Genomic DNA, 17,924 nt, shown 5'->3' on the forward strand with positions numbered 1-17,924 from the left:
TTCGTCGACGATCGGGGGGATTCCCAGCTGATCGTCGCTTTCGATTCGCTGCCGTATGGCGATTCATCGCGGCGTATCGCTCCGATTTTCGGGGATTGTAAAGCGCCGTTTCCCAAACGGTATCGGAATTCGGTCGCCACCGCAAGACTCGACCGTGCGCTCACCCCGTCGATCCGCGCCGTGTTCGCGTGTACCGGTCGTTTCGGTCCGCAATCGGTCCACCGAACGACGTGTCCGGTCCGTCCCCCTCGAGAGCAGTCGCTCGCCACGCCGAACGTCTGCGCTGCGAAGAGATCGCCACCCCACTCAGGTGCGGCCGAAACGGAACTAGACGCGTTGCTCCGTCTCGAGGTGCGGCCGAAACGGAACTAGACGCGTTGCTCCGTCTCGAGGTGCGGCCGACTCTCGGCGCGCATAGCGTGTTCTTCGAGCCACTGCTCGGCGTCGAGGGCGGCCATACTTCCGGTTCCGGCGGCCGTGATCGCCTGACGGTAGTCTGGGTCCATCACGTCTCCTGCGGCGAAGACGCCCTCGAGCGCGGTTTCGGTCGTCATCCCTGCCTCGGTTAGGATGTGCCCGTCCTCGTCGAGTTCGACGCCCGTCCCCTCGAGAAACGACGTGTTCGGGACGTGGCCGACGGCGTAGAAGACGCCGCCGACGTGGACGGTCTCGCGTTCGACGTCCTCGTCGGCTGCGGGCGCGCTCTCTTCGAGTTTGGTCTTCGGACGCCCGTCGGGATGGTGGACGAGGATCGCGCCGGTGACGCCGGTCTCCTGGGTGCCGTGAATCTCGAGCAGTTCAGCGTTCCAGCGAAACTCGATCGAATCGTGTTCGCGTGCCCGCCGGGCCATAATGTCCGACGCGCGGAGTTCGTCGCGTCGGTGGACGACCGTGACGCTGTCGGCGAACTTCGCGAGGAAGAGCGCCTCTTCCATCGCCGAATCGCCGCCGCCGACGACGATCACGTCCTCGCCGCGGTGGAACGCGCCGTCGCAGGTGGCACACGTCGAGAGTCCGTACCCCATCAGCTCGTCTTCGCCGTCTGCGCCGACCCAGCGCGCGCTCGCGCCGGTCGCGACGATCAGCGCTCGCGTGGTGACGACGTCGTCGGTCGACAGTTCCAGCTCGAACGGCCGATTCTCGAGTGTGGCGTCTTCGACGCTGCCGTGGACGAACTCGGCGCCGAACCGCTCGGCCTGCGCCTTGCCGCGCTGGATCAGCTCCATCCCGCCGATTCCGTCGGGGAAGCCGAGGTAGTTCTCGACGCCGGTCGTTAGCGTCAGCTGTCCGCCGGGCTCGGGCCCTTCGAGGACGAGCGGCTCGAGGTCGGCGCGCGCGGCGTAGATTGCGGCCGAGAGGCCGGCCACGCCGGAGCCTACGATCACGACGTCTCGAACCTCGATCTCGCCGGTATCCGTGCTCATTCGGTGTAGTTTTCGATCAGTGTCCGCAGTCGGTCGGCCGGCAGCGCGCCGGTGTGCTGTTCGACCTGTTCGCCGTCCGCGTAGAGGACCAGCGTCGGGACGCCGCGAACGCCGTACGCGGCGGCGAGAGGCTGGTGCTGGTCGACGTCTACCTTCGCGACGGTCGCGTCCGTCTCTTCCGCGAGGTCCGCGAGGATCGGCTCGAGCATCTTGCAGGGACCACACCAGTCGGCGAAGAAGTCCACGAGGACGACGTCGCGTTCGGCGATCACGTCGTCGAGGTGGCTTTCGCTTTCGACGTGGAGCGGCTCGGTGGGCGAGCGATTCGTCGATCCGGCGTCGGTTTCGGTTGTCATCAACTGCCTCTACGAGCCGGTAGTGTTTAAAGGTTTTGTGTCTATTGCACAATATAGGGCCCGCAGACAATCGACGCTTGACTTCGTTGGATCGGTTGCGATCCGCCCTGCTACCTCGTCGATCGTGAACTGCTCGTCGACCGTCGGTCGTGAACGGCTCGTCGTTCTCAACCATCTCGCGGCAACACGTTCTGTCTAACCGTTTCAGCTCGCACAGACGCTCGATCACGGTCTCTGACTGCAAGTCGTGGTCGAGTATCGACGAGACCCTGAGATTCTCCTTTGCGGGTGGTACGCTAGCCTATAGGTTGTGAATATTGCACAAATTATAAAATCTCATTCGATGAGCCGACGCCGACTCAATCGTGAGGATGAAACCGTTTGACGGCTCGGTCGACCGCGTCCATCTGGCCGATGAACGTGACTCGATCGCCCTCCCGGAGTTCGTGATCGCCGGTCGGCACTTCGGTCGCGCCGTCACGGTGGGTGAGCAAACCGACGATACAGCCGTCGGGAATCTCGGCGTTGAGTTCGGCGATCGTCTTTCCAACGGTGTCGGCGGCCGTCACTTCGATCTCCTGGACGTCGCCGGTGCGGCCGAGTTCGTTCATCCACGCCGACAGCGACGGCCGCTCGAGAACGTTCTCGAGCGACCAGGCGGTCGCCATCGAGAGGTCGATCGCGCGGACGCCGAGCGATTCGAAGGCACCGACGTTGTCGGGCTGGTTGACCCGCGAGGCGACCGTTTCGACGTCGAAACTGGTCTTCGCGAGCTGACAGACCAGCAGGTTGACGTCGTCGTCGGGCGTCGTCGCGATGACCGTCTTCGCGTCGTCTGCGCCCGCGCGTTCCAGGAGGTCGGCGTCGGTTCCGTCACCCTCGAGCGCGCGGAGCCCGCGTTTGCGGGCCTTCTCGACCGCGGCTGGGTCCTCGTCGACGAGGTGTACGTTTTCACCGTCCTGTTCGAGCCGTTCTGCGAGGGACAGGCCGACCCGTCCCCCGCCGACGATTATCGTGCGCATTGGTGATATCTCGAGTACGTCCGCGATCTGTCGTGAGAGGCCGGCCTGGAGGACCACCGTCGCGAAGATGATGAGAAAGACGGTGCCGGCGAGCAGCTGGGCCTCCTGGGGCCGCCCGAGCGCCTGCAACTCGACGGCGAACAGCGTCGCCACGCTCGCGGGGATGATCCCGCGCGGGCCGACGACGCTGAGAAAGAGCCGCTCGTTTCGCGTAAAGCGGTCGATCGACGCCGTCGAGAGGTAGATCACCGCCGGTCGAAGCACCATCGTGACCGCGACGACGACGGCGAGTCCGGCGAGGCCGAGCGAGAGGATGTCTCCGAAGTCGATGAGCGCCGCAAGCGCGACGAAGACGAACGAGAGGACGACGACCGAGATGTCGTCGAGGAAGTCGATCACCTCCTCGTGGTACGGGAGGTCGACGTTCCCGAGGACGAAGCCGGCGGTCGCGGCGGCGGCGATGCCCGTTTCGCCTGCGATCAGCTCCGCACCGCCGTATGCGACGACGATTCCCGCGAGGACGATCAGGCGGGCGTGAAGCGGCGCGGCACAGGGTCTGGACCGTCCACGCTCGAGCACCAGCCAGACGGTAGCGGCGACGATCGCGCCGACAGCGACCCCGACGAGCAACCGGAACGCGAAGTCGCCGACGAGCGCGGTTGGCGTTCCGTTACCGGCGACGAGCACCTCGAAGACGACGACCACGAGAATCGCCGCGGTGACGTCGTTGATCACGCCCTCGCCCTCGAGAACTGCGGCGACGTGATCGCGGACGGTGACGACCTGCAGGATGGGGCCGATCACCGTCGGGCCAGTCGCGATCAACAGCGCGCCGACCAGCAGGCCGACCTCGAGGCTGGTCTCGAGGAAGACGACCGCGGCGGCGGCCGTCCCGAGCCAGGTGATCGCCGCGCCGACGGTGATCATCCTGGACAGCACCGTCGGGCTCTCGCGGAGCTTCTCGAACTGGAGGTGGTAGCCTCCCTCGAAGAGGATGATCGCGACGCTGACGCCGACCATCGCCGAGAGTCCCCCGCCGAACGTCCCCCCGGAGACGAATCCGAGCGCCTCTGGACCGATCGCGATTCCGGCGACGATCAGAAAGAGGACGCTCGGAATCCGAAGTCTGTCGGCGAGAACGCGGGATGCGACCCCGAGTGCGAGCACGAGCGCGACGGTCGCAACGAGCATCACGGCTGGAGACGGTCACCCTTTCCGAACGAGTACGCGGGTGGGTTGGCGGTTCGCTGGCTAACCATTGGCGTCATCAGTCACCACCGTCGGGGGTCGGCTGTCCGTCGGATTCGTCCGCACCGACCGACCGGACGACCCGGTAGAGGATCATCGACGCGACGACGAACGACGATCCGACGAGCAGGAGGACGCTTACCAGGTCGAGCGCGCCCGTTCCGAGCCAGTTCGCCAGTTCACTGAGTGCAATACCGCCGCTCGCGAGCACCATCATGATGCCGAAGTAGACGATGACGTCGTCTTCGTCGACGGTGGTCGTCGCCGCCGAGCCGATCCGCGCGCCGAGCGCGCTGCCGACGAGCAACAGGGAGACGACCGTCAGGTCGACGCTGCCGGACATCCCGTACGTGAACGTCCCGAACGCGCCCGAGAACAGCCCGGCGAACAGGCTGGTCCCGACGGCGGCCGTCAGCGGCGTCCCGATGAGGTAGTAGATCGCGGGCATGCGGATAAATCCGCCGCCGACGCCGATCAGTCCCGAGACGAGGCCGACGCTCCCGCCAGCGCCCGTGATCGTCCACAGCGACGCTCGGCCGCCGGACGTCAGCGAGATCATCGGAGGAACGTCGTACGACTGGATCTGCCGGCCGATCTGGGGTATCTCCTCGTCGTCCACGTCTCCGACTTCGTCGTCCTCGTCGTCGAGCCTGTAGGCGCGACGGAGGAACAGCGCCCCGATCCCAGCCAGCAGGACGACGTACGCGACGCCCGTGACGAGGCTGGCGATTCCGAGCGCCTCGAGACCGAACACGAGTCGACTGCCGAGTTCGATCCCGATCGAGAGGACGACGAACAGGATCGCGCCGAGTTTGTAGTCGACCTGTCCGACGTCGTAGTGTTTCAACACTGCGATCACGGAGGTTCCGAAGTAAAACGCCAACCCGCTGCCGATCGCGACCGGTGCCGGATAACCGAGGATCAACAGCGTCGGCGTGATCAGGAAGGACCCACCCATCCCGAAGAAGCCGAACAGTACCCCGACCATGAAGCCGAAGCTCACGAACAGCGCCAACAGCGCCGGGCTGAGTCCCAGTATCTCCATCGATTATCTGTCCGTGATCGTTTCGATTATCGGTGATGCGACTCGCTCGAGGGCGCCGTAGCCGGCGTAGAGGCCGACCGCCTGAACGAGGATGACGGCCACGACGAGCGTCGCCTGTACGGGTGCCGATAGCGCTAGCGGATCCGATCATGCGTCCCGACCTCCGTGTGCGTTCGGTAGTGTGCGGATCATGGATTTCTACTCAGTAGTCACTACCCGGAGTGTACGTATAACGCTTTTGGGAATGACGCACAATATTACTGCTGAATATGCCACGACTATCCAACGGAGATATTCGAATACGTTATGGGGATATAAGATGGTGGACGCACGTCCTACCCCGCGCTGGCGCGTCGTGTCGCCCGCAGCACACGTACCGTGCGACGGAGACGGCCGAGACGCTACTCGGGCCTCTCGACGGTCTGCCCGCCCGGACGCGAGCGACCGCGGGCGATGAAGCCGCCGTAACCAACGCGAAGAGTCGGCGCGAGAGTACGGACTGTGATCCGCTCGTGACCGAACGGATCGGTTGTGTATTGGACTACCCAAACAATATTATACCGTCGCTCCCTACGACCGGTATGAAAGCAGTACTCGCCACCGACCTCTCGGCCGCCAGCGAGGCGACCATCGAGAACGAGACCTGTCTCGAGTGTCTCGGCCGAATTGGGATCGATGAGATGCACCTGGTGACGGTCGTCCCGTCGAACGTCCACGGCGGCATGCCCGGGATCGACTTCGAGAAGCGACGACGCCGGTCGATTTCGAACTACGAGCGCGTCATCGAACGCGCCGGCTTCGACGTCGAGACGCACGTCGTCCGCGGCACGCCGCACCGACGGATCCGGGGCATCGCCGAGACGATCGGTGCGACCATGACGGTCGTCGGCTCGCGCGGGAAGAGCCCGCTCGAGAACCGCGTCATCGGCTCGACGGCGCGGAACCTCTCGCGAACGACCGAGACGCCGCTGCTCGTCAACCGGGTCGAACGTGGCACCGACGACCCTGCGGTCGTCAGACAGCACCTCTTCCAGCGGATGCTGCATGCGACGGACTTCTCCGAGAACGCCGAGCGCGCGTTCGAGGCGTTCTCGTACCTGCGTCACGCGACCCGGGAGGCGTCGCTCGTTCACGTCGAGACGCCGAAAGACCCAGGACTCCCCAAAGACGACGATCCCGAATCGCGGCTGGCGGACCTGGCCGCCCAGCTCGAGGAGTGGGGCATCGAGACGCGAACGGCCGTCCGTCGGGGCGACCCGGCCGACGAGATTCTCGCCGCGGAGGACGAGTACGACCCGACGACGATCCTCGTCGGCTCGCGAGGTCACAGCCGGCTTCGCAGACTGCTGCTTGGCAGCGTCTCCGAGGACCTCGTCGCGCGAGCGAACGGAAACGTGTTGCTCGTGCCGCCGGCGTGAGCGAGCCAGTCGCTTTTCCACTCTAACGGATCACCTCGAACCAGCGTCGACCGTCCGGTCTGCGTTCGCTCGTCCGGACGACCCTGTCGGCTTCGAGAGCAGTTTTCCCCAGAGCATCCGGTTGCGAGCGATCCCGCTGTACGTCCACTCTCTGGCTGCGATGTAGGCGTCGAATCGACGCAGGAAATCGATCGACGGTCGAACGGGTCGACCGCCGCCCAAACGGGCGAACGCTTCCTCCAACGCGGCTCCACAGGAGTATCCCATCCCATCCGTAACCAGGTGGGCACATCGATCGTAGTCGTCGGGAAGTGCGTTCCGAAGGCTCGGTTCGAGGTCGGAGAAGCCGACGATCGGTACGTCGGATCGCTGCTCGAAAAACTCGGCCCACCACGTGCAAAAGCCACAGTCGTCGTCGTAGACGAGGAGTGCGTCGCTCATGTCTCCCCGTACCACCAGTACTGCCTTAGTTGTGGACCGGCGGGTCGACGTCGATTCGGATCCGAATTCGCTATCCGATCGTCAGCACGCGATCGGTGGTCGTTACGATCTCGAGAAGGTCGGCCATCGTCGACATCGGACAGTACTCGCTCTCCTCGCTGTTTCTGATGTCCAGACAGGTTCCACACGCCTGGAGATCGCCGCCCGCGTCGACGAACGCCTCCATCCGATCGCGGACGTCGAACTGGTCGTCGGTGACCTCTTCGGCTTCGACGCCCGCTCCGAGAAGGAACACCGAAACCTCGTGACCGTGCTCGAGAGCCGTGATACCCAGTCGGAGTGCGTTCCAGGCCCGTTCGGAATCCGCCGTCTCGAGGACGATTCCGAGCCGTTCTACCGCCTGCGTCGCATCCTGCGTCATAATAGTGTACAGAAGCCACACAACCATAACGGTTCCCCCGAAGCCGACTCACGCGGCGGGGGAAATCATCTCTCGAACGAGGTAGACGTTTACTGGGAAATCCCGGAGATGGGCAGATCGTCGGTCCGCAGTCATAATGGGTCTAATATTGCGCAATACTCAAATACTCTCGGCCCCTCGTTCCAGTAATGACTGACACAGCACGCCCGGAGACGGCCGTCGACTCGTACGCACCAACAACGCCAGTTCAGGTGGACAGTACGGCAGACTACCACGAGTTGATCGAGGCCCACGATCTCGTGTTACTCGAGTTCGTCACTTCCGGCTGCGGGATCTGCGCGTCGATGGAGCCGGTGCTCGGCACGGTCGCGCGGAGCGCACCCGGTTCGGTGGCGATCGCCAACGCCGGTCTCGTCCCGGATCTCGCCGGCGAGTTCGGCGTCCGAACCGTCCCGACGCTCGTCGTCCTGAAAGACGGAACCGAGGTCGAGCGATTGGACGACGGGTTCCAGGGCGCCGAGACGCTCGTCGAGGTGCTCGAGACGCACGCCGAAAGATAACGAGGTCGATACCGCCCGTCGCGGCGGTGGTCCGGCTAGTCGGTAGCGGCGCTTTTCGACGCCGACTTACGAACTGGACCGGTGGATAAGACTCGTGACGTGACTGCTTCGAGACGCCCGACACCGTCTCTCACTCGCGGCGGCGGTCGTGGTCGGGGATCGTGTTCACGCCCGTCACAGTAGTCCTGGCCGTGATCGCTGTGGCCTCGAACGGCGTGTTCTTCGAGGGAATACAGACGCGGTTGGGACGGGTGCACCCGAGCGGCTCCTTCTCGACGACCGCGACCGACTGCCGCCGACGGCCCGCGGCGTAGCGACGTCGAGTCCCGACCACGCCGATCGAGAAGAGGTCGAACGGTTCGTCGGTCGCTTCCATACGGTACGTTGCGACCGCCGTTAAACTCGCGTTGCGAACCGATTCACGTGTCATCCTCTCTCGAGACGTGATCAGACGTCCTCGGACTGCCGTTCGACGACCCCGACCGCCGGAAGGGTCAGCGAAATCGTCGTCCCCTCGCCGCGCTCGGAGTCGACCCAGATCTCGCCGCCGTGACGTTCGACGATCCGTTTGCAAAGGGCCAGTCCGATGCCCGTTCCGGGGTGTTCCTCCTGCGTGTGGAGTCGCTGGAACATCCTGAATACCTGCTCTTGTTCCGCCGGATCGATGCCGACGCCGTGGTCTCGGACGGTGACGATCCAGTCGTCGCCGGTGCGTTCAGCGCCATCGCCGCCGCTGTCCGGGACGGGGATCTCCTCGCATCGCTCGGCGTCGATCTCGATTCGAGGCGGCGCGTCCCCGCTGTACTCGATCGCGTTCGAGAGGAGGTTCTGGAACAGTTGCCGGAGCTGTCTCTCGTCCCCTTCGACGCGCGGTAGCCCGACGTACTCGATCTCGGCACCGGACTCCTCGATCCGTAGCTCGAGGTCCCTGACGACGTCGTCGAGTATCGCCCCGAGTGAGACGGGCTCGAACGGTTCGCCCTGCGTGTCCACGCGCGAATACTTGAGCAGGCTGTCGATCATCGCCGTCATTCGGTCCGACCCGTCCAGCGCGTACTCGAGAAACTCCCGAGCGTTCTCGTCGAGGTCGTCGCCGTAGCGTCGATCGATCAGCTCCAAATAACTCGAGATCATCCGAAGGGGTTCCTGCAGATCGTGCGACGCGGCGTAGGCGAACTGTTCGAGGCGCTCGTTCGACTCCTCGAGGCGCGCCTGCATTCGTTCGAGCTGTCGGTTTCGCTCCTCGAGCTCGAGTTCGCGCGTTTTCGCACGCGCGTCGAAGGTTCCGACGGCGTAGCCGGCGACGCCCGCGAATCCGGTGAGGATCGGAACCGACCGGTGCGGTTTGGTGATGCCGATGCCGGGCTGGACGTGATAGAGCCCGAGTATCGAGAGCATCACGGCGATTCCGGCGACCGACCGACGGAATACGTCGCCGTAGAACTGCGGATCGATGTCGGTCCGCTGGAGCCGGTAGCCACCGACGAGGAGAACGAATCCGGAACCGCTGATGAACCCGAACGTTACGAGGACGGTGATAGCGGACTCGTCGTGTGACGTCGGAACGATCGCGGTCACGATCGCAACGAGAACGTAGAACGCACCGAGAACGCTAACGAGTCCTTTCCCGTCGATCGAAACGGGTGGCCACGACATTATTGACCGTTATTGGAGAGTGGAGTCAATAACGCTTTTGTGCGGCACCACTCGAACGAATCGCTCGCATGCGATCGAGGTGATCACCGACGGGCGACGGCTGTTTGCGGCCGAGCGCGATCCGGTTTTCCTCGTCGGTCATCCGTCGAAGCGAAGCAGACGCAGCCCGATCAAACTCACGAGAACGGTCGATCCCTCGTGGCCGACCACCGCGACCGGAAGCGGGATTCCGGCGGTGAGGATCGCGATCACCATGATCCCGATGGCGCCGAACGCGATGGAAAAGTTGATGTAGAGCGTTCGCCGCGTCTCCTTGCTGAGCGCGAACGCGTAGGGGAGCCGATCGAGTTTGTCCGACATGAGCACGATGTCGGCCGTCTCGAGGGCCACGTCGGTTCCAGCGCCGCCCATGCCGACGCTGATGTCCGCCGTCGCGAGGGCGGGGGCGTCGTTCACCCCGTCGCCGACCATCGCGACGGCTTCGTGGCGCTCCTGGAGTGCCTCGACGTGGTCGACTTTCTCCTCGGGAAGCAACTCCGCGTACACCTCGTCGATGCCGAGTTCGTCCGCGATGTATCGGGCGACCCGTTCGTTGTCGCCCGTCAGCATGACGATCTGTTCGACGCCCCGCTCGCGGAGTTGCTCGATCATCTCGGCCGCGTCGGATCGGATCGTGTCGGTGAACGCGAGCCAGCCGAGAACGCACAGACGGTCGTCGGGTGAGTCGGTTTCACCCACGACGAGGACGCTCGTCTTTCCGCTCGCTTCGAGATCGTGGACGGCGTCCAACCCGGTCTCGAGGCCGTCGATCGGCCGATCGTCCAGGACGGTTTCGACGTACCGCGGGTTTCCGATGTGGATCGTTCGGCCCCCGACGGCTGCGTGGACGCCCTTGCCGACGACCGCCTCGAAGCCGTTCGAGTCGGGAATCTCGAGCGAACGCTCCTCGGCGGCCTCGACGGTCGCCTCCGCGAGGTGGTGCTCCGATCGGGACTGGACGGCCGCAGCGAGCGCCAGTAGTTGCTCGTCGGTCAGCGGTCCGTCTTCGAGGGATTCGTCGAGGCGGTCGTTCTGGGCGGAACCGCCATCGGTGGAGAGGAACGCGTCGTCGCGAGCGGTCACGTCGGTCAACCGGGTGTTCCCCTCCGTCAGCGTCCCCGTCTTGTCGAACGCGACCGCGTCGACGTTGCCCGCCGTCTCGATGTGTTCGCCCCCCTTGAACAGGACGCCCTGTCGGCCGCCGGCGGAGATCGCCGAGAGGACCGCCGCCGGCGTCGAGATGATGACCGCACAGGGAGAAGCGGCGACCATGAGCGTCATGGCGCGGTAGAACGTCGATTCGAACGGATGCTCCAGCAGCCAGAGCGGGAGCGCAATCGCGATGGCCGTCATCGCGAAGACGCCCAGCACGTACGGCTGTTCGAACCGATCGATGAGTTGCTGGGTCGGCGCGCGCTTTTCCTGGGCCTTCTCGACCATGTGGATGAGCCGCGAAATCGCCGACTCGTGGGACTCCCGCGTCACGCGCACCTCGAGGCTGCCGGTCTCGTTGATCGTCCCGCTGAACACCTCGTCACCGGGCGCTTTCGGAACGGGAACCGACTCGCCGGTGAGCGACGACTGATCGACCGTGCTCTCGCCGGCCTCGACGACGCCGTCCAGCGGTAGCCGATCACCTGGGCGAACGACGAACACGTCGCCGACCTCGACGTCGTCGATTCGGGTCGTCACCTCCTCGCCGTCTCGGAGTATCCGGGCGGACTCCGGTCGCATCTCGATCAGCGACCTGATCGCCGTTCGCGATCGCCCCATCGCGTACTCCTCGAGCACGCCCGAAAGCGAAAACAGAAACAGCAGCATCGCGCCCTCGAACGGCGCGCCGATGTAGAGCGCACCGAGTGCGGCGATGATCATCAGGAGATCGATTTCCACCGCGGGCTCACTCAACGCGGCGACGCTCGCTTTGAGTCCGTACCAGCCGCCGAAGACGTAGGCGACCGCGTAACAGCCCCAGACGAACGACGACGGAGCGCCGAACCAGCCACCGAGGAGCCCGCCGATCATCCCGAAAAACGTGAGGGCGACGAACGCCGCTTGCCGCCGAACGTCCAGGCGTTCCGCGAGCCCCGCCGGTCCCCCGGGAGTGATCGAAGCGGAACTCGATGGCGTCTCCATGGTGATACGTATCGTCTACATTGGATAAGCGTTCGCATAATCCGACCGAACGCCGGTCACTGACCGATGCTGACCGGTCTCGTTGTTCCGTTCAGACGTACCTGGACGGCAGATACGGAGTGTCGTACCCGAGTTCCGGTCGCGACTCTCCGGAACTGGCGGGCAGTGGTCGCTCCGTCGGTCGTGCCGACCGGACGGTCGTCGCCGTGGACGTCCTCGAACGCCGCTTTCGCCGAGAGGGATCGTCTACGAGCTACACCAGCAGCTGAACGTCGGACTCGGCCATGTGCTGGAGCGCCGTCGCGGCACCGACGCCGGTCGTGACACCGTCGTAGAAGTCGTCCTCGTCGTAGTCCATCAACTCGATCGTCATCTGACACGCCTGGAGATCGACGCCCTGCTCGAGGGAGAGATCGATCAACTCCTCGATTGTCGCCGTTCCGTTCTCGTCGATTTTCCGTTCCATCATGCGCGTGGCCATCCGATCCATACCGGGCATCGCGGCGAGCGCGTTCGGAACCGGCATGTTCGGGTTGCCGACGGCGCTCAGCTTGAGCCCTTTCGACTTCTCCTCGTGGAGGATGTCGAGCCCCCAGAACGTGTGGAAGACGACGACGTCCCAGCCGAAAGCGGCCGCTGTACTGGCGAGGATCAGCGGCGGATACGCCATGTCGAAGCTCCCCTGCGTGGCGACGATCGTCATCTTCTTTCCGCCATCGTCGGTTCCGTCGATCAGCGACGCCTCGAGTTCGTCGACGCGTTCGCGCAACGCCTGTAGCTCGGCGGGGGCGAACTCGGGCGCCGCATCGGCCGTGCCATCGTCGGTCGTCGTCGCTCGATTGTCCGTGCTCATGTTACGCCGTTTTCTCCACGTAGTGGACGTAGCGCTGGCCGTCCTCGATCTGCTCGAGGAGCTCGACTCCGTCGGTGCCCTCGGCCCAGCCCTGGATATCACTCGTACTGCCCGAGTCGGTCGCGACGACCTCGAGTACGTCTCCAATCTCGAGGCCGTCGACGGTCTGTTTGGTCTTGACGATGGGCATCGGACAGGACAGCCCTTTCACGTCGAGTGTCTCCGCGGTGTGGTATTCTGAACTCATGATCGATATGATGCTCTATATTGGACCTATTACACAATACTGGGCGATCCACTATAAGGATGTCGGCTACTGTGCAATAGACGAACTGTTACGCTCCAGATGAGACTCGTTCACGAGTTTAATTCCCGATCTACGCGCACTCGGTACCGTGACGGTCGGGTCACGTCGACAGCTGTATTGTGCATTTGGGTAAATATCATGCAAATCCTTAAGTGCCAGCGGTCGGTACTGGGAACTGTACCACATGAACGACATGGACTTTCCAACGCCGGACGTCGAGGTCGAATCGGTGTCGCCGGCCGAGCTGAAAGGGCGAATAGACGCGGGGGAGAACGTTTCGCTGCTCGACGCGCGGATGGCGTCGGATTACGAGGAGTGGCGAATCGACGGAGAGAACGTCGATTCGGTCAACGTTCCGTACTTCGAGTTCCTCGATGAGGAGATCGACGACGACGTTCTTGCACAGATTCCGGACGATCGGGAGGTCACCGTTCTCTGTGCGAAAGGCGGTGCGAGCGAGTTCGTCGCCGGCTCGCTCAAAGCGCGCGGCTACGACGTGAACCACCTCGAGGAGGGGATGAACGGCTGGGCGCGCATCTACGAGCGCGTCGAGGTCGAGCGCTACGACGGCGCCGGGACGCTTTACCAGTACCAGCGTCCCTCGAGCGGCTGTCTCGGCTACTTCCTCGTCGACGGCGACGAAGCGGCCGTGATCGACCCGCTGCGTGCGTTCACGGACCGCTACCTCGAGGACGCCGCAGAACTACGTTCTTCGAGCCCTGCTTTGCAAGCTCAGCAGGACGCCACAGAGCTGGGCGTCGACCTAACGTACGCCATCGACACGCACATTCACGCGGACCACATCTCGGGCGTCCGAAACCTCGCTGCGGAGGGAGTCGAGGGCGTCATCCCCGACGCGTCCGTCGACCGCGGCGTCACCTACGCCGACGAGATGACGCTGGCCGAAGACGGCGACGAGTTTCAGATCGGCGACGCGACGATCGAGACGGTCTACACACCCGGCCACACCTCCGGGATGACCTCGTATCTGATCGACGACGAGTTACTGGCGACGGGCGACGGCCTCTTCGTCGAGAGCGTCGCCCGCCCCGACCTCGAAGAGGGCGACGACGGCGCACCCGAAGCCGCCGCACAGCTCTACGAGTCACTCACGGAGCGCGTACTCTCGCTGCCCGACGAGACGCTGATCGGCGGCGCTCACTTCAGCGACGCCGCCGAGCCCGCCGAAGACGGCACCTACACGGCACCGATCGGCCAGCTCGCCGACGAAATGGACGCGCTGACGATGGACGAAGACGAGTTCGTCGAGTTGATCCTCTCGGACATGCCGCCCCGGCCGGCCAACTACGAGGACATCATCCCGACGAATCTCGGTCAGCGGAAGGCCGACGACGAGGAGGCGTTCGAACTCGAGCTCGGACCGAACAACTGCGCCGCCAGCCAGGGGTCGCTGGCCGGTGACTAACCCGACCACTCACCAGCCGTATGGTAACTGAGCTCTTCGCTCCGGCGCTGTACGAAACGCTCTTTCCCGCCGGGATCAGCCGCTACGCCGTCGGTGGACTGCTCGTCGGCCTCGGGGCCGTCGTCATCTACCTCGGCACCGGGATTCCGGCCGGCGCGAGCACGTTCCTCGAGTCGACGCTGTCGTACGTCTCGGACCAGTCGCGGTTCCAGCGGTATCGCGCCTCGAGAGACTGGCGGATCGTCTTCACGCTCGGCATCGTCGCGGGCGCGGCGGTGTACGCGCTGACGTTCCAGTCGGGGCTGGTCTCGAGCGGCCTCTACGAGTCCGGGACGACGGGTGAGTTGCGGGAGGTCGGCGGGTTCACCCTCTGGCTGACCGACGTCCAGCCGTGGCGGCTGTTCCTCGGCGGGATCCTCGTCGGAATCGGCACCCGGATCGGCAAGGGCTGTACGTCGGGCCACGGGGTCTGTGGCGTCGGCTCGGCCTCTAAGACGTCGATCGTCGGTGTGGTAACGTTCCTGATCGTGGCGATCGGGACGGCGCAAGTCGTGATGGCACTGGGGGTGAGTCCGTAACGATGAACGGAAATCGACATCCGCTGTTCATGCCGCTGATCTTCGTCGGCGGTCTGATCTTCGGTTTCGGGCTCGGTTTCAGCCACATGGCCCGTCCCGAGGTCGTCCTCAACTTCCTGCAGTTTACGGACTTCGGGCTGCTGTTCGTCATGGGCGGGGCGGCGGTCGTCACCGGAATCGCCTTCGCGCTGGTGCCGCGACTGCTCGAGCGCGCGCCGCTGACGGGCGATACCTACGGTCGTCGGCTGAAATCCTTCGACAGGAACGTCCTGATCGGCGGCGGAATCTTCGGCGTCGGCTGGGGCCTGTCGGGGATCTGTCCCGGAGCGGCCTACGCCAGCCTCGGCGTCGGCAACGTTACGATCCTGTGGGCGCTGGCCGGCATGTTCGTCGGCGCCTACCTGCAGGGGTACTGGCGCAGTCAGCGCGCTGGTTCGACGGCACCCGCAAGCGCCGACTGATGATCGAAAAACGCGGTCGGTGCTCACCTCGCGATCAGTTGCGGTCACTCGTTCTACCGTCCGTCGGACGATCTGTCGTCCGTCGGTATCGGTGGGATCGCGAGCCCGTCGGGTGCAGCGGTACCTCGTTACAACAGTCCGGATGAGCCCTCCGATCGGTCACGAGTATCCCCTCGCGTTACCGGCGATACTCGAGCCGTACGCTCCCGTGTTACCGATTTGCACGCTTGGTTCGTCAGTACCGGGCGGGAAACCGCGAGTGTTCGAATTATGGTGCTTGGTACCATGAGTTATTCTACGGATGACCGTAGACGAACTTTCCAACTACGGACTGGAGCCGATGGACGACGACGAGATCGAACAATTCCTCTCGACGAAGAGTCTCGGCGTGCTGGGACTCCCCGCAGCAGGAGCGCCCTATCTGCTTCCGATGTCGTACGGATTCGACGGGGAGTCGCGGCTGTATTTCATCTACGTCGTGGGGGCAGAGAGCCGAAAAGCGACGCTTTCCGATCGGACGGAGACGGCCAGCTTTCTCGTCTACAGCGCTGAGACGATGTTTCACTGGCAAAGCGTTCTTACGAGGGGAACGATTCGGTCGCTCTCCGAGGACGAACGATCGGCCGTGGCGGACGCCGAGACTCCGACGTGGCGACCGGAACTCCTCGAGGCGGCCGGTGAACTGGAAGAGACTCGGTTCTACGAACTTCGGATCGAGGAGTGGTCGGGAATCCGACATTCGATCAAACCGCCGACGTTCGCCCAGCGGAAAAGTCCCGAGCGATCGGAGTGAAAGTCGGTCCCGTAGCGCTCGCTCGGAGCGAAAGCGAAACGGTGGCGTCCGCTCACCTGGCCCGAACGTAGCACAGCAAAAACCCAACGGCGACCACGAACGTGACGGCCGCAAACAGCGCGTCCTGAAACGACAACAGCGCCGCCGCGACCACGAACGCACTCGAGAGGACGGCGTATCCGGTCCCCGAATCGCCGTCGGTTGATTCGACGGGATCGGTTCTGACGACGAGTTCGCCGCGCTCGAGCTGTCCAAACACGGTATCGATCCGCGCCGGTAGCCCTGCTACCGCCGGTGCGGACCGACGAACGTCGGCCCGCATGTCCTCTATCAGGGCCTCGAGTTCGTTCTCGATGAATCCGTGATCGACCAGGAACGATCGCGTCGCCGCTAGAAAGTCGAACTCAGGATCGAGGCTCCGACAGACCCCTTCGCCGACGGTGCCGACCCTGACGAGCAACATCACGTTCGGCGGAATTCGAAACGGGAAGTCGTGGAGCATCGTGAACAGTTCGGTGATGATCGCCCGCCAGGTGATTACGGATCGACCTTCGAGGGTCTCGATCACCAGCTCGAGAACCCGTCGCACCGCGACGCGGTCCACGGACGGCTCGAGGACGTCGAGCGCGATGAGGACGTTCACCAGCCCGTCGATGTCCCGTCGAACGAGCGTTCGATACAGCGCGGTGATGTCGGCCTGTTCCTGCGACGTCAACCGCTGACTCATGCCGTAGTCGTAGATCACCAGTTTTCCCCGTGTCGTCACTGCGAGATTTCCCGGATGAGGATCGGCGTGAAAGACGCCGTCGATCAACCCCATCCGGAGGTACGTGCGCGTTATGAGCGTCGCCATCTCGGTCGCGTCCATCCCCGCATCCGCGAGGGCGTCGTCGTCCGTGATCTTCGTCCCGTCGACGTACTCCATCGCGACGATTCGCTTCGAACACAGCGCCGGATGTACGTCCGGGACGACCACCCGGTCGTCGTCCGCGAAGTTCTCGCCGATCTCGACCATCACGGACGCCTCGCGCTCGAAATCCAGCTCGTCGAGGATTATCTCCTCGAAATCGTTGGCGGCGTTCTCGATCGAGTACCGTTGTCGTTCGTTCGCGAAGAACGCGAGCGGAGGAATCAGCCGACGGATGACGTGGAGGTCCCGTTCGATCGTCTCGACGAGCTCCGGACGGCGAACCTTCAGCGCGATCCGTTCGTTCTCGTACTCCGCGGTGTAGACGTACGCGAGCGAGCCGCCGGCGATCGGCGTCACCGTCTCGAGGTCGATCACGTCGCCGAGCTCCCGTTCGACGACCGTAAACGGGTCGCCGCCGGTTTCCTCGGGAACCTCGTCCTGTAGCGTCGAGAGAACCTCGACGTAGGTCGGTGGGACGATGTCGGGACGCGTCGAGAGGACCTGTCCGACCTTGATGAACGCCGGCCCGAGCTCGAGCATCGTCTCCGTCAATCGCTCCGCGCGTTCGCGGTGAACCGCTTCGGAGACGGATCGCGAGGGACCGAACAGAACGAATCGCCGCCGGTCTCTGAGGAGCGCGATCGCGATCGGTAAAAATCGAACGACCACCTGTAGATACCGGTAGTAAAACCTCATCGTCGCCGAGCGGCTGCGGGTGCGATCCGGTGTCGACTCATGACGGATCGTTGACCGAGACACTACTAATAGCTGGCTGATTTTCCCCCTGCCCGAGTCGCCGGAAGTTGATCCTCGAAGCCGTCCCGATCGGT

The 17,924-nt window shown here is 64.1% G+C and carries 18 protein-coding genes and 1 pseudogene; 6 read left to right on the plus strand and 13 right to left on the minus strand.

The window, feature by feature from the left end; translation table 11 throughout:
• Positions 1-368 precede the first annotated feature (368 nt).
• The 5 genes and pseudogenes from EA472_RS03525 to EA472_RS23500 form a co-directional block, all read right to left on the minus strand.
• Positions 369-1,424, minus strand: a complete 1,056-nt coding sequence (locus EA472_RS03525) for an NAD(P)/FAD-dependent oxidoreductase (RefSeq protein WP_124190131.1) — start codon at positions 1,422-1,424, stop codon at positions 369-371.
• On the minus strand, positions 1,421-1,780 hold the full coding sequence (trxA, locus tag EA472_RS03530; RefSeq protein WP_124190132.1) for a thioredoxin: 360 nt from the start codon (positions 1,778-1,780) through the stop codon (positions 1,421-1,423). The genes EA472_RS03525 and trxA overlap by 4 nt, the downstream gene beginning before the upstream one ends.
• A 359-nt stretch (positions 1,781-2,139) precedes the next feature.
• Entirely contained in the window at positions 2,140-3,993 is a 1,854-nt protein-coding gene (locus tag EA472_RS03535; protein ID WP_124190133.1) for a cation:proton antiporter domain-containing protein, read from the minus strand.
• Positions 3,994-4,069: 76 nt separating this feature from the next.
• Entirely contained in the window at positions 4,070-5,095 is a 1,026-nt protein-coding gene (locus tag EA472_RS03540) for a sulfite exporter TauE/SafE family protein (RefSeq protein ID WP_124190134.1), read from the minus strand.
• A gap of 3 nt (positions 5,096-5,098) precedes the next feature.
• Positions 5,099-5,230: pseudogene (locus EA472_RS23500) on the minus strand (DUF7512 family protein); the annotation flags it as partial.
• A gap of 446 nt (positions 5,231-5,676) precedes the next feature.
• Here EA472_RS23500 and EA472_RS03545 point away from each other — a divergent pair.
• Positions 5,677-6,513 carry a universal stress protein gene (locus tag EA472_RS03545; RefSeq protein ID WP_124190135.1) on the plus strand — a complete coding sequence of 279 codons (837 nt, stop codon included), beginning with the start codon at positions 5,677-5,679 and terminating at the stop codon, positions 6,511-6,513.
• Positions 6,514-6,543: 30 nt separating this feature from the next.
• On the opposite strand, the gene EA472_RS03550 is transcribed toward EA472_RS03545, so the two are convergent.
• Both EA472_RS03550 and EA472_RS03555 read right to left on the minus strand, forming a co-directional pair.
• Complete coding sequence (locus tag EA472_RS03550) at positions 6,544-6,954, minus strand: DCC1-like thiol-disulfide oxidoreductase family protein (RefSeq protein WP_124190136.1); 411 nt, start codon at positions 6,952-6,954, stop codon at positions 6,544-6,546.
• Positions 6,955-7,024: 70 nt separating this feature from the next.
• A complete protein-coding gene (locus tag EA472_RS03555; RefSeq protein ID WP_124190137.1) occupies positions 7,025-7,375 on the minus strand; it encodes a DsrE family protein in 351 nt (116 codons plus the stop codon).
• Between the two features lie 188 nt (positions 7,376-7,563).
• Here EA472_RS03555 and EA472_RS03560 point away from each other — a divergent pair, with 188 nt between their 5' ends.
• Positions 7,564-7,935, plus strand: a complete 372-nt coding sequence (locus tag EA472_RS03560) for a thioredoxin family protein (protein WP_124190138.1) — start codon at positions 7,564-7,566, stop codon at positions 7,933-7,935.
• 130 nt (positions 7,936-8,065) lie between these two features.
• On the opposite strand, the gene EA472_RS03565 is transcribed toward EA472_RS03560, so the two are convergent.
• The 5 genes from EA472_RS03565 to EA472_RS03585 all read right to left on the minus strand — a co-directional run bounded on the left by EA472_RS03565 (position 8,066) and on the right by EA472_RS03585 (position 12,866).
• Positions 8,066-8,311, minus strand: a complete 246-nt coding sequence (locus EA472_RS03565) for a hypothetical protein (protein WP_165874795.1) — start codon at positions 8,309-8,311, stop codon at positions 8,066-8,068.
• 71 nt (positions 8,312-8,382) lie between these two features.
• Positions 8,383-9,591: a sensor histidine kinase gene (locus EA472_RS03570; protein WP_207891117.1), complete on the minus strand. Its 1,209-nt coding sequence runs from the start codon at positions 9,589-9,591 to the stop codon at positions 8,383-8,385.
• A gap of 138 nt (positions 9,592-9,729) precedes the next feature.
• Complete coding sequence (locus EA472_RS03575; RefSeq protein WP_124190141.1) at positions 9,730-11,766, minus strand: heavy metal translocating P-type ATPase; 2,037 nt, start codon at positions 11,764-11,766, stop codon at positions 9,730-9,732.
• A 253-nt stretch (positions 11,767-12,019) separates the two neighbouring features.
• The gene (locus EA472_RS03580; RefSeq protein WP_124190142.1) at positions 12,020-12,619 is read right to left on the minus strand and encodes a DsrE/DsrF/DrsH-like family protein; all 600 of its coding nucleotides are present in this window, start codon (positions 12,617-12,619) and stop codon (positions 12,020-12,022) included.
• Between the two features lies 1 nt (position 12,620).
• The gene (locus EA472_RS03585) at positions 12,621-12,866 is read right to left on the minus strand and encodes a sulfurtransferase TusA family protein (protein WP_124190143.1); all 246 of its coding nucleotides are present in this window, start codon (positions 12,864-12,866) and stop codon (positions 12,621-12,623) included.
• A 244-nt stretch (positions 12,867-13,110) separates the two neighbouring features.
• On the opposite strand from EA472_RS03585, the gene EA472_RS03590 reads away from it, so the two are divergent.
• The 4 genes from EA472_RS03590 (at position 13,111) to EA472_RS03605 (ending at position 16,184) form a co-directional block, all read left to right on the plus strand.
• Positions 13,111-14,352: an MBL fold metallo-hydrolase gene (locus EA472_RS03590; protein WP_124190144.1), complete on the plus strand. Its 1,242-nt coding sequence runs from the start codon at positions 13,111-13,113 to the stop codon at positions 14,350-14,352.
• Between the two features lie 20 nt (positions 14,353-14,372).
• Positions 14,373-14,930 carry a YeeE/YedE family protein gene (locus EA472_RS03595; protein WP_124190145.1) on the plus strand — a complete coding sequence of 186 codons (558 nt, stop codon included), beginning with the start codon at positions 14,373-14,375 and terminating at the stop codon, positions 14,928-14,930.
• 2 nt (positions 14,931-14,932) lie between these two features.
• Positions 14,933-15,391: a DUF6691 family protein gene (locus EA472_RS03600; RefSeq protein ID WP_124190146.1), complete on the plus strand. Its 459-nt coding sequence runs from the start codon at positions 14,933-14,935 to the stop codon at positions 15,389-15,391.
• A 301-nt stretch (positions 15,392-15,692) separates the two neighbouring features.
• On the plus strand, positions 15,693-16,184 hold the full coding sequence (locus EA472_RS03605) for a pyridoxamine 5'-phosphate oxidase family protein (protein WP_124190147.1): 492 nt from the start codon (positions 15,693-15,695) through the stop codon (positions 16,182-16,184).
• Positions 16,185-16,236: 52 nt separating this feature from the next.
• Here the strand turns inward: EA472_RS03605 and EA472_RS03610 are convergent, their stop codons facing one another.
• Entirely contained in the window at positions 16,237-17,790 is a 1,554-nt protein-coding gene (locus EA472_RS03610; protein WP_124190148.1) for an ABC1 kinase family protein, read from the minus strand.
• Between the last annotated feature and the right edge of the window lie 134 nt (positions 17,791-17,924).

The organism is Natrarchaeobius oligotrophus, assembly GCF_003841465.1.
GTDB lineage: Archaea > Halobacteriota > Halobacteria > Halobacteriales > Natrialbaceae > Natrarchaeobius > Natrarchaeobius oligotrophus.